Consider the following 25,945-nt stretch of genomic DNA (forward strand, 5'->3'; position numbering starts at 1 on the left):
CCGACGGGAATGGTCGGACACCCCCGGCCACGGCTCCCGAGCCGCCCCCGGCGCGCCCCGGACATGTCAGGCGATCGGCTTGCGGATCTCCGCGCGGATCTTGACCGTGGTCTCGGCCAGTGCGGCCAGGTCGATGTCCTCCGGGTCGGCGGTGGCCGCGTCGGGGGTCACCAGGGCCACGGCGGCCGCGGTGTTGTCGTCGCCCCAGGCGCACATGGGGAGCGTGGTCGTGCCGAGGGCGTCCTTCGACGTGGTGACCTGGCAGCGGACGGTCACGCCGTATCCGGCGGGGGTGAAGTCCTTGGGGCGGACGACGAGCGTGGAGCCCTTCTCCGTGGCCGCGCCCTTGAGGATGGACCCCCGGGTGAACTCGCCGTTCTTGATACGTCCGTGCATCCCGGAGACGACGAGTACGGACTCGTCCTTGCCGCTGTACTGCCCGACGGCCGCCTCGGCGTCCTTCACGGTGAGATCGGGGGTGTCCTCGATCTCCTTGCCCTGGGTGTCGGAGAGGTCGGTGACCAGGGTGTACTCACCGGCGAGCAGCGTCTTCGGGACGACGAGTTCATGGGTCGCCTCGGGGAAGGGGCCGGTGACGCCGACGCCGTCGAGCCCGGCCTTCGCCGCGTAACCGAGACCGCCGACCAGGACCAGGGATCCCAGGACGATGGCGACGACCGCCCCGGCCGACAGCTTCTTCTTCGGCGGCGGCCCCATGGGCGGCTGCCCCCAGACTCCGGCGCCCGGCCCGGGGTACTGGGGCGGGACGCCGTGCGGCGGGAAGCCCTGTTGGGGGAAACCCTGCGGAGACCCGAACGCCCCGGGCTGCTGCGGGGGCGGTACGGGCCCGCCGTACGGGGCGTGGGGAGGCCGGCTCGGCCGGGGCGGCGTGGTCATGACGGGCACGCTACGTCACCGGTACGACATCCCCTCTTCCGGGTCGCGCGCTCCCCGCACGACCACCCGGCGTCCTCTACCCCTCCGCCGCGCCCGCCGCGATCGCCTCTTCGACCTCCGCCACCCGCTCCTGTTCCTCCGCCGCGAACCGCTCGCGGTCCAGCGCCTCCGCGATCTCCTCGTCCTGGGTCATCAGCAGGTCGAGGTTGGAGTCGCCGAGGTCGAAGACGCCCATGTCGAGGTAGGCCTTCTGGAGGCGTTCGCCCCAGAGGCCGATGTCCTTGACGCAGGGGACGATCCGGCTGAAGAGGAGCTTGCGGAAGAGGTGCAGGAACTCGCTCTGCTCGCTGAGCTCCTCCGCCTCCTTCCTCGGGATGCCGAAGTTCTCCAGGACCTCGACGCCGCGCAGCCGGTCCCGCATCAGGTAGCAGCCCTCGATGACGAACTCCTCGCGCTCGCGGAGTTCGGCGTCGGACAGCTGCCGGTAGTAGTCGCGCAGGGCCATCCGGCCGAACGCCACGTGCCGGGCCTCGTCCTGCATGACGTAGGCGAGGATCTGCTTCGGCAGCGGCTTGTCGGTGGTGTCGCGGATCATGCCGAAGGCGGCGAGGGCGAGGCCTTCGATGAGGACCTGCATGCCGAGGTAGGGCATGTCCCAGCGGGAGTCCCGCAGGGTGTCGCCGAGGAGGCCCTTGAGGTTGTCGTTGACCGGGTAGAGCATGCCGATCTTGTCGTGGAGGAAGCGGCCGTAGATCTCGGCGTGCCGGGCCTCGTCCATGGTCTGGGTGGCCGAGTAGAACTTGGCGTCCAGGTCGGGGACCGACTCGACGATCCGGGCGGCGCAGACCATGGCGCCCTGCTCGCCGTGGAGGAACTGGCTGAACTGCCAGGAGGCGTAGTGCCGGCGCAGGTCGCCCTTGTCCTTCTCGGTCATCTTCGCCCAGTGGCGGGTGCCGTGGAGGGTGAGGACGTCGTCGGGGGTGCCGAGCGGGTCGTACGGGTCGACCTCCAGGTCCCAGTCGATCCTGGTGGCGCCGTCCCACTGCTTGTCCTTGCCCTTCTGGTAGAGGGCGAGGAGGCGCTCGCGGCCGTCCTCGTACTCCCAGGAGAGACGGGCTGCTCCGGTGGCCGGGACCTGCCAGGTGGGGGTGGCGGGGGCCGTGGTGTAGAGGTCGCGCGTCGACACTGACGCCTCCTTCGGGGGGATCGGGCCGTTCCCGTGGTGCGTTGCGGTGGTGCGGGTGCGGTGGTGGGCCTGCGCGGGGTGCTGGGCGTGCGCGATGCGGGCCCTCCGGCCAGGCTCACACGGTGGTAGACGAGTCGTCAACAAGTCGCGCGCAAGGGATTGACGGTGTTGCTGACGGGCAGTCTCATAAAGAGCGACCCCTGGTAACGCGACGGCGAGCGCAGCGAGGTGCCTCCCCATGACCCCCTTCACCGAGCCCGACTTCGGTCTCCTCCGGGACGCCCTGGGGCCGCTGCGCGACCGCGAGCAGGTCGCCGCACGCCTCCTGGAGTCCTCCCGCAAGCACTCCTACGACCCGGACACCGAGCTCGACTGGGACGCGCCCTTCGAGGACGGCAAGTGGTTCTGGCCGCCGGAGCTGGTCTCCCTCTACGGCACCCCCTTGTGGCACCGGATGTCCGAGGAACAGCGGATCGCCCTCTCCCGCCACGAGGCCGCCTCGCTCGCCTCCCTCGGCATCTGGTTCGAGATCATCCTGATGCAGCTGCTCGTCCGGCACATCTACGACAAGTCGCTGACCAGCCATCACGTCCGCTACGCGCTCACGGAGATCGCCGACGAGTGCCGGCACTCGATGATGTTCGCCCGGCTGATCCGCCGGAGCGACACCCCCGCGTACCCGGTGCCGAGGCTCTACCACAACCTCGCGCGGATCCTGAAGACCGTCTCCACCACCCCCGGTTCCTTCGCCGCCACCCTGCTCGGCGAGGAGATCCTCGACTGGATGCAGCGCCTGACCTTCCCGGACGAGCGGGTGCAGACCCTCGTCCGCGGAGTGACCCGCATCCATGTGGTCGAGGAGGCCCGCCATGTGCGGTACGCCCGTGAGGAGCTGCGGCGCCAGATGGTGACCGCCCCGCGCTGGGAGCAGGAGGTCACCCGGCTCAGCTGCGGTGAGGCCGCCCGGGTCTTCTCCACCTGCTTCGTCAACCCCCGGGTGTACGAGGCCGTGGGCCTGGACCGCCGCGAGGCCCTCGCCCAGGTGAGGGCGAGCGGACACCGGAGCGAGGTCATGCGGTCGGGTGCCGGGCGGTTGACGGACTTCCTCGACGACATCGGCGTCCTGCGCGGGCCGGGGCGCCGGCTGTGGAAGTCCTCCGGGCTGCTGGCCTGAGGTGCGTGCCGGAGACGCTTCGCCGCCGGCTCCCGCCACCTGGCCCGTGGGCCGCGCGGCTACGCTGCGGAGCATGACGAGTGCCGCCACTCCCGCGTACCGCAGGCTCAGTGTCGAGGAGCGGCGCGGGCAGCTCCTCGACGCCGCCCAGGAGCTCTTCGCCCACCGGACCCCCGAGGACGTCTCGCTCGACGACGTCGCCGAGGCCGCCGGCGTCTCGCGGCCCCTCGTCTACCGCTACTTCCCCGGTGGCAAACAGCAGCTGTACGAGGCGGCCCTGCGCTCCTCCGCCGACGCCTTGAACCGGTGCTTCACCGAGCCTCCGGAGGGGCCGCCCACGGAGCGGCTCGGCCGGGTGCTCGACCGCTATCTGGCCTTCGTCGACGAGCACGACGCCGGGTTCAGCGCCCTGCTGCGGGGTGGCAGTGTCGCCGAGACCTCCCGGACCACCGCGATCGTCGACGAGGTGCGGCGGGCCGCCGCCGAGCAGATCCTCGTCCATCTGGGAGTGGAGCGGCCAGGGCCCCGGCTCGGCATGCTGGTGAGGACGTGGATCGCCGCCGTGGAGGCCGCCTCGCTGATCTGGCTCGACGAGGACAAGCGGCCCCCGGCCGGGGAGCTGCGGGACTGGCTCGTCGACCATCTCGTCGCCCTGCTCGCGGCGACCACGGCGAGCGACGACGAGACGGCGCGGGTGGTCGGGCGGCTGCTCGCCCAGGAGACGCCCGAGGGGCCGGTGGCGCGGCTGGCCCGCCGGGTGATCCCGGTGGTGGGCGAGGCGGCCCACCTGCTGCGACCCTGAGGCGGGGGAGACTGGTGGGGTGAGAAGCGAGAACACCCCCTTCCGCGGCGGCCCCCTCGACGGGCGGGTCCTGCCGATCCTGCTCGGCCCGACCGGCCACCCGCCGAAGTGGTACGAGGTGCCGGTCCCGGCCCATGACGGACGCCCGCCGACGGTGTACGCGTACCGGCGCGAGCCCGCGGGCCACACGAAGCGGCTCGGGCTCCAGCGCGGCTGGGTCTACCAGTACGCGCCCGGGGGCCGCGAGCGGCGCGAGCTGAGGTGGCCGTGGTCGAAGCCGGGCGGCGGTGCGGCCCCGCCCGAGCGGGGTGCTGAGCCGAACGGGTGAGGGCGCCGGACGCGCCCCCGTTCGTACGGTAATCAGATGAAGTGACACGTCATCATCCCCGTGGAGGTGGTGACGTGTCGCGAAGGCTGCTGCGTACGGTCTGCACGGGGGCGCTCGCCGCGGCGGCGACGTTCACCGGGGTGGCGGTCCCGGCGGGCGGCGCCGCACCCGAACCACCGGCCGACCCCGCGGCGGAGGCCCCGATCGCCTGGGCCGACCCGGCGGCGGAGCCCGTGGGACCCGTCGACCCGGAGTCGGAGGGGGCCGCGTCGGCCGCGAGGGAGAAGTCGGCCGAGCCGGAGGACCCGAGCACGGGGACCGATGCGACGGACCCGGCCGACCCTGCCGACCCTGCTGGAGCCGAGGATCCAGCGGTCCCGGTCCCGGTCCCGGTCCCGGAAGACTTGGAGGCCGCCCGCACCCCCGAGCCGCCCGAATCACCGGAATCACCGGAATCACCGGAATCAGCCTCCGCTGCCGCCCCCCTCGACGACGGCGCCGCCCTCCCTCCCCCCGGCGGCGACTCCGTCACCGCCCTGCTCACCCGTCTCCGCACCCTCTACCAGCAGGCCGAGGAGGCCACCGAGCGGTTCAACGCGGCCGAGGAGGCGCTGAAGCGCCAGACCGCCGACACCAAGAAGGTCACGGCCCGCCTCACCGCCGCCCGGACCGCCCTGGCCGGGGGACGTGCGGCGGCGGGGCGGATCGCCCGGGACCAGTACCAGGGCCGGTCCGAACTCTCCTCCTACCTGCGGGTGCTCTTCGCTCCGGACCCCCGGTCGGCCCTGGAGCAGAGCCATCTGATGGCCCGGGCGGCACGCGACCGCGCCACGGCCGTCTCGCGGCTCGAAGCGGCCGAGCGGCGGGCGGACGCGCTGGCGGGCGCCTCCCGGAAGGCGCTCGACCGGCAGCAGACCCTCGCCGCCACGCAGCGCACCCGGCGCGACGAGGTACGGGCCCGGCTGGCGGAGGTCGAGAAGCTGCTCGCCGCCCTCTCCCCCGAGCAGGTGGCCCGGCTCACCGAGCTGGAGCGCGTACAGACCGCCGGGGCACAGCGGGAACTCCTCGGCTCCGGCGTCCTCGACGGCCGGCGCACCCCGTCCCGGGCGGGCGCGGCGGCGCTGCGGTTCGCGGTGGGCCAGATCGGCAAGCCGTACGAGTGGGGGGCGGAGGGCCCGGAGACGTACGACTGTTCGGGGCTGACCCAGCAGGCGTGGGCGGCGGCGGGCCGGGAGCTGCCGCGCACCAGCCAGGAGCAGTGGGCGACCCTGCCCCGCGTACCGCTCGCGGAACTGCGCCCCGGGGACCTGGTGGTCTACTTCCCCGGCGCCACACATGTGGCGGTCTACCTCGGGGAGGGCCTCGTGGTGCAGGCGCCGCGTCCGGGCGGCAAGGTGAAGGTCTCCCCGATCGCGGCGAACCCGCTGCTCGGGGCCGTGCGCCCCGACCCGGACGGGAAGGCCCTGGCCGCGTACACCCCGCCGGTGCTTCCGGCGGGAGCGCGGGACGGCGAGGACGCGGGGTACGACCACGGGTGAAGGCGCCGGGGGCGCCCGGGTCTCAGTCGAAGAGGGCGATGACGCCGATCACCCAGACCGCCAGGAAGGCGACGACCCCGACGAGGCAGCCGGCGCCCGCCAGCACGCCGCCGACCGTCCACGGCTCGGAGGGCGCCTCGCCGTAGAGCCGGTACACCTCGGCCAGACGGCGGCGGAGCGTCAGGTCCTGCGGGTAGGACGAGATGAGGCCGCGCAGACGCTGACGCGCCATGGGCACACGGCCGGCGGTCAGGTCCTCGTCCACGCGGGCCAGGGTGTTCGGCACGGGCATGCGCACATCATCGGCCATCGGGGGCGGAGTCCCTCGCCGGAGGCCTCGTCATAGCGTTCGCTGTCAATCCATTGCAACGAACAGACCTGCGGCATTGCATTACTCGCCATGGCCATCGCAACGATTTCTTACGTTTCACCTGCATGTATAGCGATATCGCGCAGCATGCATGTTGCCGAGACCGTGAACGCAACGTAGCGTTTCACTCAACAGAAACGACAAGCCGAAGGAAGAGACCATGCAGAAGTTCGACACCACCGCCCCGATCTCCGCCGTCCTCGACATCCCCGCCGGAGAGATCCGGTTCATCGCCGCCGACCGCGCCGACACCACGGTCGAGATCCGGCCCGCCCACGCCTCCAGGAGCCGTGACGTGAGGGCGGCGGAGCGGGTCACGGTCGCCTACGCCGACGGCGTCCTGCGGATCGAGGCCCCGGAGGCGAAGAACCGGGTCCTCGGTCACCCCGGGTCCGTCGAGGTCACCGTCCAGCTGCCCGCCGGCTCCCGCGTCGAGGCCAAGGCGGCCACCGCGGAACTCCGGGGTGTCGGCCGCCTCGGTGACGTCACCTTCGAGAGCGCGCAGGGCACGGTCAAGCTCGACGAGACCGCGGGCGCCCGCCTCACCCTCGCCGCCGGCGACATCACCGTCGGCCGGCTGGGCGGCCCCGCGCAGATCAGCACCCGCAAGGGCGACCTGCGCGTCACCGAGGCCATGCGCGGCACGGTCACCCTGCGCACCGAGGCCGGCGAGATCCAGGTCGGCGCCGCCCGCGGAGTCTCCGCCACCCTCGACGCCGGCACCTCCTACGGCCGGATCCACAACTCCCTCCAGAACGCCGAAGGCCCCGCCGCCGCCCTGAACATCCGCGCCACCACCGCCTACGGCGACATCACCGCCCGCAGCCTCTGACCCGTCCCGCCCCCGCACCGAGCGGCCCCTCCATGACGCCCGCACACGCAAGGGCGGCGCACCCCGACATCACGTCGGCGTACGCCGCCCTTCTCAGGTTTCCCCGGGCGCGCGGTGTCAGCCCGCGGCGACCGACGCCAGATACGCGGACGCCTTCTCCGGGTCGAAGAAGAAGTTCTCGAAGTCGGCCGGGTCGTCGAAGCCGTTCGCGACGCGGTCGGCGACGGGCTGGAGCCCGCCGGCCGCGCCGAGCAGGTTCAGGACGTGCTCCGGCGGCGGGGCCAGCATCGCGTTCGTCCACTTGGTGACGTGCTGGGCCGTCTGCCAGTAGCGGTCGAAGGCGCCCCGCATCCACTCCTCGTCGAAGGGCCTGTCGCCGTGCTCGACGATGGCGGCGAGGTACGCGGCGGCGCACTTGGACGCCGAGTTGGAGCCCTGGCCGGTGATCGGGTCGTTGGCGACGACGACGTCGGCGACACCGAGGACCAGGCCGCCGCCGGGCAGCCGGCCGACGGGGTTGCGGACGGTCGGCGCGTACCGGCCGGCGAGGGTGCCGCCGGCGTCGGTCAGTTCGACCTTGGTGGCCCGCGCGTACTCCCAGGGCGTGAACCGCTCCATCAGCTCAAGGGTCAGCGACAGGTGCTCCGCCGGGTCCTTGACGCCCTGGAAGGCGTCGAGGGGGCCGCCCGGGATGCCCTCCCAGAAGAGGATGTCGGCGCGGCCGCCGATGGTGAGGGTCGGCATGACGAACAGTTCGCCGACGCCCGGGACGATGTTGCAGCGCACCGCGTCGAATTCGGGGTGCTCGGGGCGCGGGCCGAGGCCGTGGACGTACGCGACGGCGAGGGCGCGCTGCGGCTCGCTGTACGGGGAACGGGACGCGTCCCGGCCGAACATGGTGACCAGCTCGCCCTTGCCCGCCGCGACGAGCACCAGGTCGTAGCTGCGGGAGAAGTAGTCGAGGTCGCCGACGGCCGCGCCGTGGATGACCAGCTGGCCGCCGCGCTGGGCGAAGGTCTCCATCCAGCCGGCCATCTTCACGCGCTGGTCGACGGACTGGGCGTACCCGTCGAGCTTCCCGACCCAGTCGATCGCCCGGCCGGCGTCCGGGGCGGCGACGGAGACGCCGAGGCCCTCGATGCGCGGGGCCTGGGACGCCCAGAAGTCGAGGCCGAGGTCACGCTCGTGCTGGAGCGCGGTGTCGAACATGCACTGGGTGGACATGACCCGGCCGGACCGGATCTCGTCGGCCGTCCGGTTCGACATGAGGGTGACCTCGTACCCCGAGGACTGGAGTCCGAGGGCGAGCTGCAGACCGGACTGGCCGGCGCCGACTATGAGTATCTTCCGCATGGGTGGTGCTCCTGGCGTGACGGTGAGGACTATTCGGGGGTGGCTTCGAGCGCGTGCGCGACCATCGCGAGCAGGCTCTCGACGACGCTGTACCGCTTGCGCGCGTCCATGATCACCACGGGTACGTGGGGCGGCACGGTCAGAGCCTCCCTGACGTCCTCCGGCTCGAACAGCTCCGTACCCTCGAAGTGGTTGACGGCCACGATGTACGGAAGCCCACAGCTCTCGAAGTAGTCGAGGGCCGGGAAGCAGTCGGTGAGCCGGCGGGTGTCGGCGAGCACGATCGCGCCGATCGCCCCGCGCACCAGGTCGTCCCACATGAACCAGAAGCGCTGCTGCCCCGGCGTGCCGAAGACGTACAGCACCAGGTCGTTGTCGAGCGTGATCCGGCCGAAGTCCATCGCCACCGTGGTGGTGAGCTTGTCCGGGGTGGCGGTGAGGTCGTCGGTGTCCTCGCTCGCCCGCGTCATCAGGGCCTCGGTCTGGAGCGGGGTGATCTCCGAGACCGCGCGCACGAACGTGGTCTTGCCGACGCCGAAACCGCCCGCGACGACGATCTTCGTCGCGATCGGGGCACGGGTGTGGTCGAGCTGCCAGTCCTGCGCGCCGTCCTCCACCGCCGGGCCGGCGGTATCCCGTTCGAACGGATCGGCCTTGGGCTGCGCGGGGATGCCGGCGACCGACGGTGAGTCGGAGACGGCGGAGGCGTCAGAGACGACGGAGTCCACTCAGCACCCTTTCGAGGAGCGCGCGGTCGGGCTGGCCGGTGGCGTGGCCGGTCCCGTACACACGGATCTTTCCCTGGTCGGCCAGGTCGCTGAGCAGCACCCGGACGACCCCCAACGGCATCTTCAACAGTGCCGAGATCTCCGCGACCGTCCGCATGCGGCGACAGATCTCGACGATGGCCCGCATCTCCGGCATCAGACCGCGGGCACCGGGCCCGCCGTCCGTCAGGACCTTGCGCACGGCGGGCGCCTCGAGCGCCGCCACGAAGGTCTCGACGAGCAGGACGTGTCCGAAGCGGGTACGGCCGCCGGTCAGCGAGTACGGGCGTACGCGCGCGGGGCGCCGCCCGTCTCCCCGTACCGGCAGGCGATGGGCGTGATACGCCGAGGATGCGGACGTCACTGGGTGCTCTCCATCGATTTGCGCAGCTCACTGCGGACTTCGGGGGTGAGTACGTGACCGGCGCGGCCCACGAAGAGCGCCATGTGGTAGGCCACCACGCTCATGTCGCAGTCGGGCGTGGCGTGGACGCCGAGCAGCGAACCGTCGCTGATCGACATCACGAAGACGCTGCCCTCCTCCATCGCCACCATGGTCTGCTTGACCCCGCCGCCGTCCATCAGACGGGCGGCGCCGACGGTCAGGCTGCCGATGCCGGAGACGATGGTGGCCAGGTCGGCGCTGGAGCCGCGCGGCCCGTCGGGACGGCCGGCTTCGGCGGCGGCCGTCGTGCTCTGCTGGATGGCCGGGTCGGACGAGAGCAGCATCAGGCCGTCCGAGGAGACGACGGCGACCGAGTGGACGCCGGGCACCTCCTCCACCAGGTTTCCCAGCAGCCATTGCAGGTTGCGGGCTTCCGTGCTCAGTCCGAACGTTCCCGTCGCAGTCAACTGCGTGCCTCCTCGACTGTGTCCCCCGTCATCTCCTCTGTACGTGCAGGCTCTACGTCTTCTGTCCGCGCCGTGTCCATCTCCGCCTCCACGTCGCGGCGCCCGGCCTCGGCGCCCTTGTGGAAGCCGCCGAGCCGGCGGCGCAGGGCCTCGGCGTCCACGCCGCCCTTGCGGGGCGTGGCGGCGGCGCCGGCCTGGCGGACCACCTGCGGGGTGCGCTTGGGCAGGCCCTTGTCCGTGATCCGCTCCCACTGGGCGGGACGCGGCCCGGGAACCGGCTGGTCGGCGACCGGCTCCGGGTCGGACGGGGCGGAGCCGGACGGGGCCGGGTCGTACGGGGCCGGGGGCTCCGTGTGTATCGGCTCCGCGTACGGCGCGGGGTCGGTGGCGCGCTCGTGGGCGTCCGGCTCCGGCGGCGGCTCCGGCAGCCGGACCTGGAGCGTGGTCTCCGAGACGGACTCCCCGAGGGGGGTTTCGTACGACGGCTCGGTCTCCGCGTACGCGGGCTCGGGCGCGTCGTACGCGGGTTCGGGCGCGTCGTGAGCCGTCTCCGGCTCCCGCTGTTCCTTCGCCGCGTTCACCTCCGCCGCCAGGAACGCCCGCTCCGCCGCCTCCACGAGCGGGTCCCGCGTGCGGGACGGCAGCGTGTTGGAGTTGGCCTCCGCGACCGAGCCGGGCAGCTGGAGCGAGGGCGCCGCGCCCGCCACCCGTACGGGCTCCGTGACGGTGGTCGGCGGGGCGGTCGGCAGCAGGGGTTCCGGCAGGACCACGACGGCCGCCGTGCCGCCCGGCTTCTGCTCGCGAAGCTCGACGCGGACGCCGTGGCGGGCGGCGAGCAGGGCGACGACACGCATGCCGAGGCCCTCGCCCTCGAAGGCGGCCGGGTCGGCCTCCGCCAGACGCGCGTTCAGCTCGGCGAGCCGGGAGGCGGTCATGCCGATGCCCGCGTCCTGCACGGAGAGCATCACCTCGCCGGACTCCAGGAGCCAGCCGGAGAGCTGGACCTCGGCGTCGGGCGGCGAGAAGGAGGTCGCGTTCTCCAGGAGCTCCGCGATGAGGTGGCTCAGGTCGTCCGCGGCGAAGCCGGCGACCTGGGCGTGCGGCGGAAGGGACTGGATGGTGACCCGCTCGTACCGCTCGATCTCGCTGACGGCGGCGCGCAGCACGTCCACGAGCGGGACGGGCCCGGCGTGGCCGTGGACGTGCTCGTGCCCGGCGAGGACGAGGAGGTTCTCGCTGTGGCGGCGCATGACGGTCGCCATGTGGTCGAGCTTGAAGAGGGTGGCGAGGCGGTCCGGGTCCTGCTCGCGCTCCTCCAGCTTCTCGATGACGCCGAGCTGCCGCTCGACGAGCCCGAGGCTGCGCAGCGAGAGGTTGACGAAGGTGTGGTGGACGGTGCCCCTGAGCCGTTCGAGCTCGGCGGTGAGGAGGGTGACCCGGCCCTGCAGTTCGGCGCGCTGGGTGGCGAGCTCGGCGCCGAGGGCTTCCTTGGCCGCGGCGAGCTCCGCCTGGTCCCCGGTGAGCCGCTCGGTGTGCGCGGCGAGGCCGGAGAGCTTGCCGTGCAGGGTGTTGAGGGAACGGACGGCCTGGGCGAACTCGTCGTTGCGGCCGGTGAAGCGGACCGGCTCCTCGGTGTGCGGCGCGGGGGCTCCGGCGAGCCGGGCGGCGCCGATGCGGAGGACCGCGAGCGGCCGGGTGAGGGTGCGGGCGACGTAGGTGGAGATGCCGATGGCGACGAGCAGGCAGCCGCCGAGGAAGGCGATGCGCAGTTCGAGGGCGGTGACGTCGTCGTCGCGGAGCGCGCCGAGCCGTTCGACCCGCTCGGCGGCGAGGGCGGACTCGACGCCGCGCATCTGCTCGATACGGGCGGAGAGGGCCGCCTCGAGGCCGGCCCGGTCGGTCTCGCGCTCGGTCTCCGTCAGCCGGGGCTGGTCGGTGAGGGAGGCGAGGAGGCGCTCGGCGCTCTTGACGTCGGGCCCCGTGACGGTGGCGGCGAGGGAGTCGCGGGCGGTGGAGCCGGCGGCCTGGTCGAAGTCGCCGAGGGCGGCGAGTTCGCGGACGCGGGCCTGCTGGGCGGCGGCGGCGAGGACGTCACGGGCCCGCTCGGCCTCGGCGGTGCCCTCGGGGACGTCGGGGACGTAGGTGCCCGTCTGGGGGTCGTAGTGGACGTCCCCGGTGGGCTCGGGCTGCGGTACGGAGAGCGCGGCGAGGAGCAGACCACGGGTGGCAGAGGCCTGTTCGACGGCGCGGCCGAGGGCGGCGGGGGCGCGGGTCGCTCCGGTGAGCGCGGCGTCGGAGGCGCGGGCCGGGGCCTTGTCGGCCAGTTCGTCGGCGAGGGCCTGGAGTTTGCCGATGACCTCGGAGTACGCCCGGTGGGCCTCCACGGCGGTGCCCTTGCCGGTGAGGGCGGCGCGGCGGACGGAGGGGACGCCGGCGAGGTCGCGGCGGAGTTCGGCGGAGGCGGCGGGCCTGATCTCGTCGATCTGCCGGTCGACCCGGGTGGACCGGACGCTGGTGACCTGGCGCTTGTCCTTGGCGTCGCCGCTCTGGGCGTCGCGGCCCGCGGCGATGTAGGCGACGACCTCGTCGCGCTCGTCGGCGAGGGAGTGGGCCAGGGTGACGGCCTGCCGGTCGAGTTCGGCGAGGGTGACCAGGCGCTGGGAGGCGGTGAGCTCGGTGGAGGCGGCGAGGATCGCGGGAGCTCCGGCGGCGAGGACCGTGACACCGACGAGGGCGACGCCGGCGACCAGACGGTTGCGGACGCGCTTGGGGCGGCCGGCGGGGACGCCGGCCGGGGTGATCGCGGCCGGGCCGGGGGCGGCGCCCGGGGTGGCGTCGCCGGTGGGCGCCGTGGCAGCGCCGCCGTCCGGGCTCGTCGTCACACCGGGGGTCTGGCTCCGCGCGCCGTTCTTGCTCCGAGGCCGCTTCATCTGCACCGGTGCTCGCATTCTTGACTCGTCCGCCCACAAAGCAGAGATGACGGCCGGTCACATGGAGCGCCCCCACCCCTGGTACGGCTTCCGACCATTCCAGCGCTTCTGGGAAGGAGGCGCGCATCGGCCGCTCCGCCACCCGAACGAGTGAACAACACTCCTGAGTTGGTGAACAACTTCTCCGGGCGGCGCCCCGGGCCCCTGAGGGCCCCCCGGTTGGATCTTCCGCGCGTGCTTTGGCAGGATGCCCGCCCGCAGCTCCACGGAGGCGGCCGTTCCGCCTCCGGCGCGCCCCTTCGGCGGCTTGGTACAGGCCATTTCCGGTCATCTGCAGGTCTCGTGAAGGAGCGCGAAGGGCCGGGCACACTGGTCGTCATGCGCAGCGACGTCGCCTCCCTCCCCGGCAGCCCCGAACGCCCCAACGAGGACTGGGCCACCGTCACCCTTCCCGCCTCGGGCTGCGGCGGAACCGTCGTCCTCCTCGACGGCGTCACCCCACCCGCCGGGGATGACGGTTGTGTGCACACGGTGCCGTGGTTCACCGCGCGGCTGGGCGGAGCTTTGACCGAACTGTCCGCTTCCCGGCCGGACATGCCCCTGTCCGGGGTCCTGTCGCTGGCAATCCGGCGCACCGCGGACGCCCACCGCGACACCTGTGACCTTTCTCACGTACGTACGCCCCAGGCGACCGTGGTGCTCGCCCGCTGGAACGAGACCTCGGTCGAGCACCTGGTCCTCTCCGACTCCGTCCTCCTCCTGGAGTCCCCGGACGGGGCGGTACGGGCCGTGCTCGACGACCGGCTCGACCGGGTGCCGGCCGAGGTCCTGCGTTCCCTGGCGGCGACGGACCGGCTGCGGAACCGGGAGGGCGGCTTCTTCACCGCGGCGGCCGATCCGGCGGTCGCGGAGCGGGCGGTGACCGGGACGACCCCGCGCGCGGAGGTACGGGCCCTGGCCGCGCTCACGGACGGGGCGAGCCGCTGGGTGGATCTGTTCGCGGAGGGCGACTGGACGGACTGCTTCGGCGTCCTGCGCGAGGAGGGGCCGCACGGCCTGCTCCACCGGGTGCGGACCCTTGAGGCGGCGGACGAGCGAGCGGGCGGGGTGCGCCGCTGGAAGCGGCACGACGACGCGACGGCCGCCTGCGTGGAGCTGCCCGGCGGCTGAGCGGTCGGCCCTCCGGCCCGGAGTCTGAGCGGTCGGCCCTCCGGCCGGACGGCTGAGCGGTCGGCCGGTCGGCCCGTCAGCCCTCGAACCGGACGTTGAAGTGGTTCAGGAGCCGGGCGAGTTCGGCGACCTCGGCGCGGTCCCAGTCCGTGAGCTTGCGGACGTATCGCTCACGCCGGGCGTCGCGTACGCGCCGGAACCGCCGGCGGCCCTCCTCGGTGAGCCTGACGAGCGAGGCGCGGCCGTCGGCGGGGTCGGGGTCGCGGGCGACGAGCCCGAGGTCCTCAAGGGCACGGAGCTGGCGGCTCATGGTGGCCTTGCCGACCCCGAAGTAGCCGGCGAGTTCGGTGGCCCGCTGGGGGCCGGTGTCGTCGAGCCGTACGAAGAGCCCGTAGGCGGCGGGCTCCAGCTCGGGGTGGACCTCGCGGGCCATCTCGCCGGACTGGGCGCGGGCACGCCGCAGGAAGACGGCCAGCTCACGTTCGAGCGCGAGGAACTCGGGGTCGACGGCGCCGGGCGGTGCGACCCTGCCGTCACTTCCCGTACCGCTTCCGTGCACGTCAGCACCTCCCACGCGTTCTCCGGTGACCCTCGGCAGCTTTCGGGCCGCTGAAAGTTTCTTCCGGCCGCGGCCATCACCGCAGCTCCTTCAGTATTTCGCAGGCGTAGACCAACGGCGGCATCCAGGCCCTCTTCCGCCACCCGGGTCTACGTGCGTAGCGTCCTCGATGACATGTCCACACCAGGACATGCCGGCATCGCTCACCCACCGAGCCTTTCGGAGGCACGCATGCGTGTGCACAGATCCGGAACGACCCTCGCCGGCGCCGCGCTCGCGGCCCTGGCCCTCCTCCTGCCCCTCGCCGGCTCCGCCGGTGCCGCCCAGGACCCGGGCGGCAAGCCCGTGCGCGGCTCCGCCTACATGGGCATGGGCGTGATCGCGCACGACGGCAAGGGCGCGAAGCCGAGCGGCGGCGCCACGGCCCTCGCCGTCCAGACGGAAGGCGTGGACGTCTCCAGCCACCAGGGGAACGTCGCCTGGTCCACGCTGTGGAACAGCGGCGTCAAGTGGGCCTACGTCAAGGCGACGGAGGGCACCTACTACAAGAACACCTACTTCGCCCAGCAGTACAACGGCTCGTACAACGTCGGCATGATCCGCGGCTCGTACCACTTCGCCACCCCGGACACGACGACCGGCGCCGCCCAGGCCGACTACTTCGTCAACAACGGCGGCGGGTGGTCGAAGGACGGCAGGACGCTGCCGGGCGTGCTCGACATCGAGTGGAACCCGTACGGGGCGACCTGCTACGGCAAGACCCAGGCCGGGATGGTGGCCTGGATCCGCGACTTCGTGAACCGCTACAAGTACCGGACCGGCCGGGACGCCGTCATCTACACGGCGACCAGCTGGTGGACCCAGTGCACCGGCAACTACTCCGGCTTCGGGTCGACCAATCCGCTGTGGGTCGCGCGGTACGCCTCCACGGTGGGCGAACTCCCGGCCGGCTGGCCGTACTACACGATGTGGCAGTACACCTCGTCCGGTCCGACGGTCGGCGACCACAACCACTTCAACGGCGACCTGTCGCGCGTGCAGGCGCTCGCGAACGGCTGACGCCCCCGCCCCCTCCGCGGCGGCCTCCGGGTGTGCGGCACCCCGGGGGCCGCTCCGGCTTTTTCCGCCCTCCCTCTTGCCCATTGGTATGGACCAATGCGAGTCTCTTCGACGATCGCACGGACGCTCAACGTCCGTACGCTCAGCGCGCGTTGCTCGTCCCGTCCTCCCCCACGCACGAGAGAGAGCCCCCGCATGCCGTCCTCCCGCCGCACCGTCACCGGCGCCGCCGCGCTGTCCGCCGCAGCCGCGCTCGTCAGCCTCACCCCCACCGCGGCGAGCGCCCACGGAGCCGTCTTCAACCCCGTCAGCCGGGTGGCCGCGTGTTACGCGGAGGGCCCCGAGACGCCCAGGTCACAGGTGTGCAAGGACCTCGTCGCCGACTCCGGCACCCAGCCGCTCTACGACTGGAACGAGGTCAACATCGCGAACGCCGCCGGGCAGCACCAGGCCCTCATCCCCGACGGCAAGCTCTGCTCGGCGAACCGCGAGAAGTACCGGGCCCTGGACTGGGCCCGCACCGACTGGCCGGCCACGGCGGTCAGCGCGGGCTCCTTCGACTTCAAGGTCCGAGTGACGGCCGCCCACTCCGGCACGATGACCGTCTACATCACCAAGCCGGGCTTCGACCCGACCCGGCCCCTCAAGTGGTCGGACCTCGACGCGACCCCCGTCGCCGTGTACGCCACCACCCGCACCGCCACCAACGGCTTCTACGACTTCACGGGCCACCTGCCCGCCCGTACCGGCCGCCACATCGTCTACAAGGTGTGGCAGCGCAGCGACAGCCCCGAGGCCTTCTACAGCTGCTCGGACGTCACCTTCGGCGGCACGGCGGCGCAGCGGGCCCAGGCGCCGACCGAGGCGAGGATCGCGGCGGGCGCGGAGCTGTCCACCGTGAGCCACGCGGGCCACGGCGGCGACGAGCGGGCGCCCGCCCTCTCCGCCGAGGCCGCGGCCACCCCGTCCTCGCCGCTCCCCCCGGCCCTCGCGGGCGCGGGCGCCCTCGCCGCCTTCGGGGCGGGCAGCCTGCTCCTCGGCCGCCGCCGCAACTCCTCCGCCTCCTAGGAGCCGGAGGGCCCGGGCGGGAAGAGGGCGGTGAGCCGGGGAAGCGCCACCCCCTCCGCGCGAGCCCCCCGGGGGTCGTCGCCCTCTTCCCGTTCACGGGAGAAATCGTCGGGGAACCCTCCCGGGGAGTCCCCCGGGAAATCCCCGGGAAAGTCCTCGGGGAACTCGTCCGACAAGTCCTCGGGCCCGTCGTCCGGCAGCCCGCCCGACAGCTCCGCGAGCTCCTCGGCCGCCTCCTCGACCGCGTCGAGGAACTCCTCGCCGTCGTCGTCGTCCTGGTCGGTCAGCTCGTCGTACGCGTCCTGGGCCACGTAGTCGAGCTCCTCCCACTCCAGCCACTCGTCGTCGTCCCACTCGTCCCGGTGCCGCCCCACGAGGGCCCGTACCTCCGGCACGTCGGCCAGTGCGTCCGGGTCGGCGAGGATCGACTCGTACACCTTCCGCCCCTGCCCCACCAGCCAGAGCGTGAAGTAGTGGAAGCCGTCGTCGGTGCAGGCACCGCTCTCGATCCGGTTCGCCGCACGCCAAAGGGCGCGCGTGTCGGCCCGCCCGCACGCCTCCTCGAGGCGCACCTGGAAGTGCACGGCCTCGGAGACGGGCCGCCGCATCAGCTCCTCGCGCAGCCACTCCTGCCGCTCCTCCCGGTCGCCGGGTCGGCGGCTCAACTCGTCGATGAGAGCCCAGAAGGCGTCGTCGTTCATGCGTACGAGCATGACAGCCTCCAGTGACATCCGGGTACGCGCACCGGAGCGGGGTGCCCCGTGAAAGGACACCCCGCTCCGGTGGACGCTCCGCGTCGCCCCTGCCTCGGGGCGCCGGGCGGCCACCCCTGCCGTCATGGCGTCAGGCGGCGACCCCCACCGCCACCTTCGCCGGTGCCAGCGCGATCTCCAGGACCTGCCGGACGTCGGCCACCGGGTGGACCTCCAGCTTCTCCAGGATCTCGGCCGGGACGTCGTCCAGGTCGGCCTCGTTCCGCTTGGGGATCACGACGGTCGTGATGCCCGCCCGGTGCGCGGCGAGCAGCTTCTGCTTCACTCCGCCGATCGGGAGGACCCGGCCGGTGAGGGAGACCTCGCCGGTCATGGCCACGTCCGTGCGGACCAGGCGCCCGCTCAGCAGGGAGGCCAGGGCGGTCGTCATGGTGACGCCCGCGCTCGGCCCGTCCTTGGGGACCGCGCCCGCCGGGAAGTGGATGTGCACGCCCCGGTCCTTGAGACCGGTGACGGGCAGCTCCAGTTCCGCGCCGTGCGAGCGGAGGAAGGAGAGCGCGATCTGCGCCGACTCCTTCATCACGTCGCCCAGCTGACCGGTGAGGGTAAGGCCCGCGGCGCCGGTCTCCGGGTCGGCGAGGGACGCCTCGACGAAGAGGACGTCACCGCCCGCGCCGGTCACGGCGAGACCGGTGGCGACGCCGGGCACCGCGGTGCGGCGCTCCGCCGGGTCCTGGGCCGACTCCGGCACGTGGTGCGGCCGTCCGATCAGCTCCCGCAGGTCGTCCGGGGTGACCGTGAACGGGAGCTCGCGGTCGCCCAGTTCGTGCTGGGCCGCGACCTTGCGGAGCAGCCGGGACAGCGCGCGCTCCAGGGTGCGGACGCCCGCCTCCCGGGTGTACTCGCCGGCCAGCTTGCGCAGGCTCGCGTCCTCCAGGGCGACCTCGCCGGGCTCGAGGCCGGCCCGCTCCAGCTGCCGGGGCAGCAGGTGGTCGCGGGCGATGACGATCTTCTCGTCCTCGGTGTAGCCGTCGAGCCTGACCAGCTCCATGCGGTCGAGGAGGGCCTCGGGGATGGCTTCGAGGACGTTGGCGGTGGCGAGGAAGACGACGTCGGAGAGGTCGAGTTCGACCTCCAGGTAGTGGTCGCGGAAGGTGTGGTTCTGTGCCGGGTCGAGGACTTCGAGGAGCGCCGCCGCGGGGTCGCCGCGGAAGTCGGAGCCGACCTTGTCGATCTCGTCGAGGAGGACCACCGGGTTCATGGACCCGGCCTCCTTGATGGCGCGGACGATACGTCCGGGCAGTGCGCCGACGTAGGTCCTGCGGTGGCCGCGGATCTCCGCCTCGTCCCGTACGCCGCCGAGGGCGACCCGGACGAACTCGCGTCCCATCGCGTGGGCGACGGACTCGCCGAGGGAGGTCTTGCCGACGCCGGGCGGGCCGACGAGGGCGAGGACGGCGCCGCCGCGGCGGCCGCCGACCACACCGAGGCCGCGCTCGGAGCGCCGCTTGCGCACGGCGAGGTACTCGGTGATGCGTTCCTTCACGTCGTCGAGGCCGGCGTGCTCGGCGTCGAGGACGGCGCGGGCGCCGCGGATGTCGTACCGGTCCTCCGTGCGCTCGTTCCAGGGGAGTTCGAGGACGGTGTCCAGCCAGGTGCGGATCCAGGAGCCCTCGGGGGACTGGTCGCTGGACCGCTCCAGCTTCTCGACCTCCTTGAGGGCGGCCTCCCTGACCTTCTCGGGCAGGTCTGCGGCCTCCACGCGGGCGCGGTAGTCGTCGGACTCGTCGCCCTCCGCCTCGCCGTTGAGGTCGCGGAGTTCCTTGCGGACGGCTTCGAGCTGGCGGCGGAGCAGGAATTCACGCTGCTGCTTGTCGACGCCTTCCTGAACGTCCTTGGCGATGGTCTCGGCGACGTCCTGCTCGGCGAGGTGCTCGCGGAGCTGGGCGGTGGCGAGCTTGAGGCGGGCGACGGGGTCGGCGGTCTCCAGGAGCGCGACCTTCTGCTCGACGCTGAGGAAGGGCGAGTAGCCGGAGTTGTCGGCGAGGGCGCCGACGCCGTCGATCTGCTGGACGCGGTCGACGACCTGCCAGGCGCCGCGCTTCTTGAGCCAGCTGGTGGCCAGCGCCTTGTACTCCTTGACCAGGTCGGTGACCTGACCGGGCAGCGGGTCGGGCAGGGTCTCCTCGACGGTGCTGCCCTCGACCCACAGGGCCGCGCCTGGCCCGGTCGTTCCGGCGCCGATGCGTACGCGGCCGAGGGCGCGGATCAGCGCGCCGGGGTCGCCGTCGGAGAGGCGGCCGACCTGCTCGACGGTGCCGAGGACGCCGGTCGCCGCGTAGGTGCCGTCGACCCGGGGGACGAGCAGGACCCTGGGCTTGCCGGTGCCGGACCGTGCGGCGGCCTGGGCGGCCTCGACGGCGGCCCGTACGTCGTTGTCGGAGAGGTCGAGGGGCACCACCATTCCGGGCAGCACGACCTCGTCGTCGAGCGGCAGTACGGGCAGAGTGAGCGGCACGGACGGCGTGGACGCAGAAGCCATGATCTCCCCTTCGGCAGTCAAGTTGAGTTATACGGACTCAATGCATGTGAGCCGGTGGATGTTCCCGGAGGCCTGTTCGCTCTGAGCGATCACCCCGCCCGACGGGCCGCTTCGAGGGATGTAATAGCTCAATGGATATAGCGTCTATTACTTCCGCCTGGGTTGCGGGCTGGACCGTCTCGCGGGGCACCCCGGCCGCCGTCACGGAACCCTGGGGATACCGGATCGACGTGGGCCTCCCCGGGCACGTCGTACGGCATGTCCTGCCCGCCCCCGACGCGGCCTCCGTCGGCGCGCTCTGCGCCCGGCTCACCGCCCCGTACAGCTGGCTCAAGGTCATGGCGGAGCCCGAGGACGTCGCGCCGTGGATCACCGAGGGGTGGACCGTTCCCGACGACCCGGGATTCATGATGGTCAAGCCGCTGGACCCGGGCGCCCGGCCCGCACCGCCGGAGGGGTACGCCAGGACCACCGAGGTCAGGGACGGCGTCATCCGGGTCCGCGTCCTCGCCCCCGACGGCACCCTCGCCGCGCGCGGCCAGATCGCCCCGACGGGCTCGACCGCCGTCGCCGACCAGATCGAGACCGACCCCGCGCACCGGCGGCGCGGCCTCGGCGCCAACGTCATGCGCACCCTGGAGGCGGCCGCCGCCCCGGCGGGCGCCGGGACCGGGGTGCTCTCCGCGACCACGGACGGCCTCGCGCTGTACGACTCGCTGGGCTGGCGCCACCGGGGGCCGCTCACCGGCATCGTCCGGGCGGAGAGCTGACCGCCTGGCCGCTCGCTTCCGGGCGCCCGGCTGCGCGGGGAGCCCCCGGCGGGGCATGCTCGGACCATGGTGCGAGGCGTACGGAAGACAAGGCGCGGGGCCCTGCTCGTCGCGGCGGCCCTGACCGCCGGGGCCCTCGGCGCGAGCGGCTGCGGACCGGAGACCCCGCCCGCGCCGGGCGGCCCGGCATCGGGCGTGAGCGTGCCGCCCGGGCCCGCCACCTCGGCCACGCCCCCTTCCCCGGCGACGCCGGCACCCAGGCCGACCCCGACCGGCCCGTCCACATCCCCGCCGGCGCCCACCGCACCCACCACCCCCACCGGTTCGACCCCACCCTCCGCGGAGCCGCGCGGGCAGGAGGTCCTCGTCGAGGTGGTCGTCAGCGGCGGTCTCGCCGGGGTCCGCAACCAGCTCGTCGTCCGCTACGACGGCACCTGGACCAGCCGCTCCGGCACCGAGCCGCCCCGCACCGGCCGGATGACCCCCGCCGAGGCCGCCGAACTGCGGGCGGCGCTCGAAGACCCCGCGTACGCGCGCGTGCCGACGCGTCCGACCGGTGCCCCGGTCCCCGACGGCTTCCAGTACTCCGTCACCCACCGCCACCGGCTCGTCGTCGCGGGCGACGGCGAGCGCCCGCCCGCCCTCCAGCGCGTCTTCGCCGCCCTCCCGGAGGGCGGCCCGCCCACCGGTCCGTGAGCGCGTGAACCGTCCGGCGCCCTCCCGGCGATAGAGAAGGCGTGAGACTGTCGCGCCCCACAGGGGGAGGCCCCTCCGGGGGCGACGAGGACGACTCCGCGCTGCTGCGCAAGGTCGCCAGGGGGGACACCGAGGCCCTCGCCGTCCTCTACGACCGGCACGCCGGCTGGCTGCACGCCCGGCTCGCCCGGCGCTGCCCCGACGAGGAGACCGTACGGGAGGTCCTCCAGGACACCTTCGTCACCGTCTGGCGCTCGGCCGGCGGCCACCGGGGCCGGGGCGAGGCCGGTGGCTGGCTCTGGGTGATCGCCGCCCGGCGCCTGGTGGACGCCCAGCGCGCCCGGGCCCGTACCGACCGCGCCACCGCCCACGCCGCCGCGCCCTCCGAGGCACCGGCCGCTGCCCCCTCCGCCGAGGACCGGGTCCTCGCGGGCCTGGAGTATGGGGAGGTGGGCGCCGCCCTCGACCGGATCTCGCCCGAGCTCGCCGAGGTCCTGCGGGCGACCGTCGTCGACGGCCTGACGACCCGTGAGACCGCCCGGCTCCTCGGCCTACCCGAGGGCACCGTCAAGACCCGCGCCCTGCGCGCCCGCCGCGAGCTGCGCGCCGCACTCGCGGCCGGGAACCCCGGGGGCCCGCACGCCTTGGGAGGCACCGCATGACAGCGTCCCGGCCCGACCACCGACCCGCACCCCGGCCCGGACAGCGGCCGCCCTGGCACGTCACCGACGCCCTGGCGCTGCGGTACGCGGAGGGCACCGCCGCCGAGACGGACGCCTGGTCCCTGGAGAAGCACGTCGAGACCTGCGCGGCCTGCGCGGGCCGCGTCTCGGCCGCCGTACGCGCCGGCGCCGCGGGCCCCGCCCTCGCGGCCGTCCGCGCCGAGCTCCTGTCCTCCCTCGGCCACCGGCCCGCCCCCGCGGCCGCCGCCGGGAACCCCCTCGGACGGTGGGCACGGCTCTGGTGGGCCGTCGGGCCCGCCCTCCGCGGGTCCTGGGTGGTGGCCCTCGTCCTCGTCGTCGGCGGGGCCTTCGGACTCGCCTACGGCGCCGGGTCGCGGGGGGCGGGAGGCCTGCTGCTCGCCGTCTCCCCCGTCCTTCCGCTCGCCGGTGTCGCCGTGTCCTACGGCCGGCACGCCGACCCCCTGTACGAGATCACGGCCGCCACCCCGTCGGGCGGGCTGCGGCTGCTGCTCACCCGTACCGCCGCCGTGCTCGGCGTGTGCGTACCGCTGCTGACCGCGGGCGGTGCGCTGCTGCCGCCGGTGGCCGGCCTTCCGGGGGCGGCCGCCTGGCTGCTTCCCGGTCTCGCGCTGACCCTGGCCACCCTCGCGCTCGGCTCGTTCGTCGGCTGCCGGGCGGCGGCCCTGACGCTCGGCGGCGGATGGCTGCTCGCCGTGACGGGGCCGCTCCTCGGCGGGCCCGACGCGGACCCGGGGGCGGGAGCCGCCGCGCTCGCCCCCTACTTCTCCGGCTCCGCCGTGCAAGGGGGGTGGGCCGCCGCCGCGCTCGCCTGTGCGGCCCTCCTCGTGCTGCGGCGCCGTTCCTTCGACCACCTGGAGCCCCGGTGAACCCCTCGCCCTCCGTCGCGGTGACCGGACTGACCGTCCGTCACCGCCGTACCATCGCCCTCGACCGCCTCGACCTGACCCTGGGGCCCGGCGTGCACGGCCTGCTCGGACCGAACGGAGCCGGGAAGACCTCCCTCATCCGGGTCCTCGCGACCGTCGCCGCGCCCTCCTCCGGCCGGGTGGAACTGCTCGGCGGGGACGCCACGAACCACCGTGACCGCACCGGGATCCGGCGCCGGCTCGGCTATCTGCCGCAGGAGTTCGGCTACTACCCGGCCTTCACGGTGCGGGAGTTCGTCGCCTATGTCGCCTGGCTCAAGGAGCTGCCCGCCGACCGGGTCCCGGCGGCGGTGGAGCGCGCGGTGCGGCGGGTCGGGCTCGCCGACCGGATCGACACGAAGATGAAGACGCTGTCGGGCGGCATGGTCCGGCGCGCCGGGATCGCCCAGGCCATCGTGAACGAGCCGGAGCTGCTGCTGCTCGACGAGCCGACGGCGGGCCTCGACCCGGAACAGCGGGTCGACTTCCGTGACCTGCTGCGGGAGTTGGGCACGGAGACGACGGTGGTGGTCTCCACACACCTGGTGGAGGACGTGGCCGCCGCGTGCGGCGAGGTCGCCCTCATCGAGGCGGGGCGGCTCGCCTTCCAGGGCACCACGGCCGAACTCACCGGACTCGGCGGGACGTCGGGCGGACCGGACGACTCCACGGCCCACGCCGTCGAACGCGGCTACACGGCCGCCCTGCGCGCCCACCGCACACGGGAGGACCACGCGAAGGGGGCGCTCCGATGACCGCCACCCTCACCCCGCCCCGTTCCGGCGGATCCACGCCCGCGCGTACCCCCTCCGCGCTCCGCACCGAGCTGCGGCGCGGTCTCGGCCCCTGGACCGGTGCCGCCGTCGCCCTCACCATCCTCGTCACGATGTACAACAAGGGCCCCGGCTGGCAGGGCCGCTGGGCCGACGCCACGAACATGCTGCACGTCGCCACCGGGCTGCTCGCCGGGCCGCTCGCGCTCGCGGCGGGCTGCTGGCAGGGCGGCCGGGACCGGCGGCGCGGGACGACGGACCTGTGGGAGTCCGTGTCGCGCTCCCCCTTGCGCCGCCTGCTCGTCGCCGTCGCCCCGTCCGTGTTCTGGCCGACCGCAGGGCTGCTCCTCGCCGACGCCGTCGTCCTCCTCGCGACCTGGCCGTACGTCTCCGGGGGCCGTCCCTACCTGGAGCTCGTCGCCGCCGACGCCGTCGCCGTCGCCGCCCTCGGCGCGCTCGGCCACGTCGTCGGCCGGGTGGTGCGCTGGCGGCTGACCGCCCCGCTCCTGGGGATCGTCGGGTACGTCGTCATGATCGCCACCGCCTACGCGGACGGCCCGGCGCGCTGGCTCGGCCCGGCCGCCGAGCACCAGTTCTTCTGGGACCGGCCGGTGTGGTGGTTCGGCCCGGTGTCGATGGCGTGGACGGCGGGGATCGCGCTCGCCGCACTCCTCGCGTACGGGCTGCGCCCGGCCCGGCTGCGGCCGCTCGCCCTGGTACCGCTCGCCGTGGCGGTCACCGCCGCCGGCCTGATCCTGCGCCTGCCGGTGGACGAGGGCCCCTGGCGCCCGGACCCGGCCCTGGCCCGGCAGGTCTGTGACGACGGCACTCCGCAGGTGTGTCTGACGGCCGTGGACGAGAAGCTGCTGCCGGACGTGTCGGCGGCGCTCGCCCCGCTGAACGCCCGCCTCAGGGGGCTGCCCGGCGCCCCGGTCCGCTGGGTGAGCGGACTCGGTGACACCCGCCCCGGGGACGTCGCGCTGCCCAACACCGACCAGGAGGCGGTGCGCGGCCGGCTCGTACGCCCCGACCTGTATCTGTATGCGGCCGTGAACTGGCTGTTCTCGGACAGCTGCCGGCCTGGCGACGGCACGGGCCCGAACGCCGAGCGGGCGAGCGTCATCCACCTCGCCGTCTCGGAGTGGCTGGCGCCCGCCCCGGACGACTACGGCGTCGACCCCACCGCCGCCCGGCCGTACATCGACCGGCTCAAGGCCAAGTCCCCCGCCGCCCAGCGCGACTACCTCGCCCGCTACCTGGCGGCCGACAGCTGCCGCCCGGACGAGGTGCCCGTCCCATGAGGCTCTATCTGCGCTCCCGTGCCCTCCCCACCGCGCTCGCCGCGCTCGTCGGCACGGCGGCGGCCGCCGCCGGGTCGGCCCGGTGGCTGGTGTCGCTGCCCGACTTCGACCACACGGCCCGGCTGCCGGTCGTCGTCCTCGGCCCGCTGCTCGCGGCGGCCACGGTCGGCGCGAGCCTGCACACCCCGAGCGACGAGCTGGACCGCACGGCGGTCAAGCCGTGGTGGCCGCGGCGCCTCGCCCACGTACTGGTCCCGACCCTGCTCGCCGCCGCGCTGTTCGCCCTCGCGCTGCCGGGCCACATGGAGGCGTACGGAGCGCCCGCCGCCGTACGGAACACGCTGGGGCTCATGGGGGTGACGGCGGGCGCCGCCGCTGTCGTCGGCGCCCGGCTGAGCTGGCTGCCGCCCGTGTTCTTCGTGGGTGTGGTCTATCTCGCGGCCCCGTCCGAGCCCGGCGGTGCGGCGCAGTGGTGGGCCTGGGTGATGCAGCCGGGCCCGCAGGCCGGCGCGTGGACGGTGGCGGTCGCCGCGTTCGTGACGGGCACGGGCGGGTACGCGTGGCGGGGAGCACGGCGGGTGACCGGCGAGTCGTGAGGTCCCGGGGCGGCCCCAGGGCGTAACGCCGGGACTCCGTAAGGTGTTTGTCCCGGTCGG

At 73.8% G+C, this 25,945-nt stretch carries 26 protein-coding genes; 15 read left to right on the top strand and 11 right to left on the bottom strand.

The window, feature by feature from the left end:
- Window positions 1-66 precede the first annotated feature (66 nt).
- Complete coding sequence (locus tag ACFVYX_RS16300) at window positions 67-897, bottom strand: hypothetical protein (protein ID WP_389682017.1); 831 nt, start codon at window positions 895-897, stop codon at window positions 67-69.
- A 76-nt stretch (window positions 898-973) separates the two neighbouring features.
- Window positions 974-2,083, bottom strand: coding sequence for a ferritin-like domain-containing protein (locus ACFVYX_RS16305; RefSeq protein WP_389682018.1), 1,110 nt, complete (start codon window positions 2,081-2,083; stop codon window positions 974-976).
- Between the two features lie 238 nt (window positions 2,084-2,321).
- Here ACFVYX_RS16305 and ACFVYX_RS16310 point away from each other — a divergent pair, with 238 nt between their 5' ends.
- The 4 genes from ACFVYX_RS16310 (at window position 2,322) to ACFVYX_RS16325 (ending at window position 5,925) form a co-directional block, all read left to right on the top strand.
- Window positions 2,322-3,257, top strand: coding sequence for a diiron oxygenase (locus ACFVYX_RS16310; protein ID WP_389682019.1), 936 nt, complete (start codon window positions 2,322-2,324; stop codon window positions 3,255-3,257).
- 73 nt (window positions 3,258-3,330) lie between these two features.
- Window positions 3,331-4,059 (top strand): TetR/AcrR family transcriptional regulator, encoded by a 729-nt coding sequence (locus ACFVYX_RS16315; protein ID WP_389682020.1) that lies wholly within the window; start codon window positions 3,331-3,333, stop codon window positions 4,057-4,059.
- A 19-nt stretch (window positions 4,060-4,078) separates the two neighbouring features.
- Entirely contained in the window at window positions 4,079-4,387 is a 309-nt protein-coding gene (locus ACFVYX_RS16320; RefSeq protein ID WP_389682021.1) for a hypothetical protein, read from the top strand.
- Between the two features lie 74 nt (window positions 4,388-4,461).
- Window positions 4,462-5,925 (top strand): C40 family peptidase, encoded by a 1,464-nt coding sequence (locus tag ACFVYX_RS16325; RefSeq protein ID WP_389682022.1) that lies wholly within the window; start codon window positions 4,462-4,464, stop codon window positions 5,923-5,925.
- 22 nt (window positions 5,926-5,947) lie between these two features.
- On the opposite strand, the gene ACFVYX_RS16330 is transcribed toward ACFVYX_RS16325, so the two are convergent.
- Window positions 5,948-6,217 carry a DUF6584 family protein gene (locus tag ACFVYX_RS16330; RefSeq protein ID WP_389682023.1) on the bottom strand — a complete coding sequence of 90 codons (270 nt, stop codon included), beginning with the start codon at window positions 6,215-6,217 and terminating at the stop codon, window positions 5,948-5,950.
- A 238-nt stretch (window positions 6,218-6,455) separates the two neighbouring features.
- Here ACFVYX_RS16330 and ACFVYX_RS16335 point away from each other — a divergent pair, with 238 nt between their 5' ends.
- On the top strand, window positions 6,456-7,127 hold the full coding sequence (locus tag ACFVYX_RS16335; RefSeq protein WP_389682024.1) for a DUF4097 family beta strand repeat-containing protein: 672 nt from the start codon (window positions 6,456-6,458) through the stop codon (window positions 7,125-7,127).
- 117 nt (window positions 7,128-7,244) lie between these two features.
- On the opposite strand, the gene ACFVYX_RS16340 is transcribed toward ACFVYX_RS16335, so the two are convergent.
- From ACFVYX_RS16340 to ACFVYX_RS16360, 5 genes are all read right to left on the bottom strand, one after another.
- The gene (locus ACFVYX_RS16340) at window positions 7,245-8,480 is read right to left on the bottom strand and encodes a styrene monooxygenase/indole monooxygenase family protein (protein ID WP_389682025.1); all 1,236 of its coding nucleotides are present in this window, start codon (window positions 8,478-8,480) and stop codon (window positions 7,245-7,247) included.
- A gap of 29 nt (window positions 8,481-8,509) precedes the next feature.
- A complete protein-coding gene (locus ACFVYX_RS16345) occupies window positions 8,510-9,097 on the bottom strand; it encodes an ATP/GTP-binding protein (RefSeq protein ID WP_389682100.1) in 588 nt (195 codons plus the stop codon).
- A gap of 91 nt (window positions 9,098-9,188) precedes the next feature.
- A complete protein-coding gene (locus ACFVYX_RS16350; RefSeq protein WP_389682026.1) occupies window positions 9,189-9,611 on the bottom strand; it encodes a DUF742 domain-containing protein in 423 nt (140 codons plus the stop codon).
- Window positions 9,608-10,099 carry a roadblock/LC7 domain-containing protein gene (locus ACFVYX_RS16355; RefSeq protein WP_389682027.1) on the bottom strand — a complete coding sequence of 164 codons (492 nt, stop codon included), beginning with the start codon at window positions 10,097-10,099 and terminating at the stop codon, window positions 9,608-9,610. The genes ACFVYX_RS16350 and ACFVYX_RS16355 overlap by 4 nt, the downstream gene beginning before the upstream one ends.
- Entirely contained in the window at window positions 10,096-13,047 is a 2,952-nt protein-coding gene (locus ACFVYX_RS16360) for a nitrate- and nitrite sensing domain-containing protein (RefSeq protein ID WP_389682028.1), read from the bottom strand. Before ACFVYX_RS16360 ends, ACFVYX_RS16355 begins: the two co-directional genes overlap by 4 nt.
- Window positions 13,048-13,407: 360 nt before the next feature.
- Here ACFVYX_RS16360 and ACFVYX_RS16365 point away from each other — a divergent pair, with 360 nt between their 5' ends.
- Window positions 13,408-14,199: a hypothetical protein gene (locus tag ACFVYX_RS16365; RefSeq protein ID WP_389682029.1), complete on the top strand. Its 792-nt coding sequence runs from the start codon at window positions 13,408-13,410 to the stop codon at window positions 14,197-14,199.
- Between the two features lie 76 nt (window positions 14,200-14,275).
- Here the strand turns inward: ACFVYX_RS16365 and ACFVYX_RS16370 are convergent, their stop codons facing one another.
- Window positions 14,276-14,758, bottom strand: coding sequence for a MarR family winged helix-turn-helix transcriptional regulator (locus ACFVYX_RS16370; protein ID WP_389682101.1), 483 nt, complete (start codon window positions 14,756-14,758; stop codon window positions 14,276-14,278).
- A 231-nt stretch (window positions 14,759-14,989) separates the two neighbouring features.
- On the opposite strand from ACFVYX_RS16370, the gene ACFVYX_RS16375 reads away from it, so the two are divergent.
- Both ACFVYX_RS16375 and ACFVYX_RS16380 read left to right on the top strand, forming a co-directional pair.
- A complete protein-coding gene (locus ACFVYX_RS16375; RefSeq protein ID WP_389682030.1) occupies window positions 14,990-15,817 on the top strand; it encodes a lysozyme in 828 nt (275 codons plus the stop codon).
- 195 nt (window positions 15,818-16,012) lie between these two features.
- Window positions 16,013-16,885 carry a lytic polysaccharide monooxygenase gene (locus tag ACFVYX_RS16380; RefSeq protein ID WP_389682031.1) on the top strand — a complete coding sequence of 291 codons (873 nt, stop codon included), beginning with the start codon at window positions 16,013-16,015 and terminating at the stop codon, window positions 16,883-16,885.
- Here the strand turns inward: ACFVYX_RS16380 and ACFVYX_RS16385 are convergent.
- Both ACFVYX_RS16385 and lon read right to left on the bottom strand, forming a co-directional pair.
- Window positions 16,882-17,586, bottom strand: a complete 705-nt coding sequence (locus tag ACFVYX_RS16385) for a DUF4240 domain-containing protein (protein ID WP_389682032.1) — start codon at window positions 17,584-17,586, stop codon at window positions 16,882-16,884. The genes ACFVYX_RS16380 and ACFVYX_RS16385 overlap by 4 nt on opposite strands.
- 142 nt (window positions 17,587-17,728) lie before the next feature.
- The gene (gene lon, locus ACFVYX_RS16390) at window positions 17,729-20,140 is read right to left on the bottom strand and encodes an endopeptidase La (protein WP_389682033.1); all 2,412 of its coding nucleotides are present in this window, start codon (window positions 20,138-20,140) and stop codon (window positions 17,729-17,731) included.
- 131 nt (window positions 20,141-20,271) lie between these two features.
- Here lon and ACFVYX_RS16395 point away from each other — a divergent pair, with 131 nt between their 5' ends.
- From ACFVYX_RS16395 to ACFVYX_RS16425, 7 genes are all read left to right on the top strand, one after another.
- A complete protein-coding gene (locus ACFVYX_RS16395) occupies window positions 20,272-20,910 on the top strand; it encodes a GNAT family N-acetyltransferase (RefSeq protein WP_389682034.1) in 639 nt (212 codons plus the stop codon).
- A gap of 66 nt (window positions 20,911-20,976) precedes the next feature.
- Window positions 20,977-21,606, top strand: coding sequence for a hypothetical protein (locus ACFVYX_RS16400; RefSeq protein ID WP_389682035.1), 630 nt, complete (start codon window positions 20,977-20,979; stop codon window positions 21,604-21,606).
- A gap of 41 nt (window positions 21,607-21,647) precedes the next feature.
- A complete protein-coding gene (locus tag ACFVYX_RS16405; protein ID WP_389682036.1) occupies window positions 21,648-22,268 on the top strand; it encodes an RNA polymerase sigma factor in 621 nt (206 codons plus the stop codon).
- Window positions 22,265-23,176 (top strand): zf-HC2 domain-containing protein, encoded by a 912-nt coding sequence (locus tag ACFVYX_RS16410; protein WP_389682037.1) that lies wholly within the window; start codon window positions 22,265-22,267, stop codon window positions 23,174-23,176. Before ACFVYX_RS16405 ends, ACFVYX_RS16410 begins: the two co-directional genes overlap by 4 nt.
- Entirely contained in the window at window positions 23,173-23,970 is a 798-nt protein-coding gene (locus ACFVYX_RS16415; RefSeq protein ID WP_389682038.1) for an ABC transporter ATP-binding protein, read from the top strand. The genes ACFVYX_RS16410 and ACFVYX_RS16415 overlap by 4 nt, the downstream gene beginning before the upstream one ends.
- Window positions 23,967-25,289 carry a hypothetical protein gene (locus ACFVYX_RS16420; protein ID WP_389682039.1) on the top strand — a complete coding sequence of 441 codons (1,323 nt, stop codon included), beginning with the start codon at window positions 23,967-23,969 and terminating at the stop codon, window positions 25,287-25,289. The genes ACFVYX_RS16415 and ACFVYX_RS16420 overlap by 4 nt, the downstream gene beginning before the upstream one ends.
- Window positions 25,286-25,885, top strand: a complete 600-nt coding sequence (locus ACFVYX_RS16425) for a hypothetical protein (RefSeq protein ID WP_389682040.1) — start codon at window positions 25,286-25,288, stop codon at window positions 25,883-25,885. Before ACFVYX_RS16420 ends, ACFVYX_RS16425 begins: the two co-directional genes overlap by 4 nt.
- The last annotated feature ends 60 nt before the right edge of the window (window positions 25,886-25,945 follow it).

It is taken from the genome of Streptomyces sp. NPDC058326, from assembly GCF_042879855.1.
GTDB lineage: Bacteria > Actinomycetota > Actinomycetes > Streptomycetales > Streptomycetaceae > Streptomyces.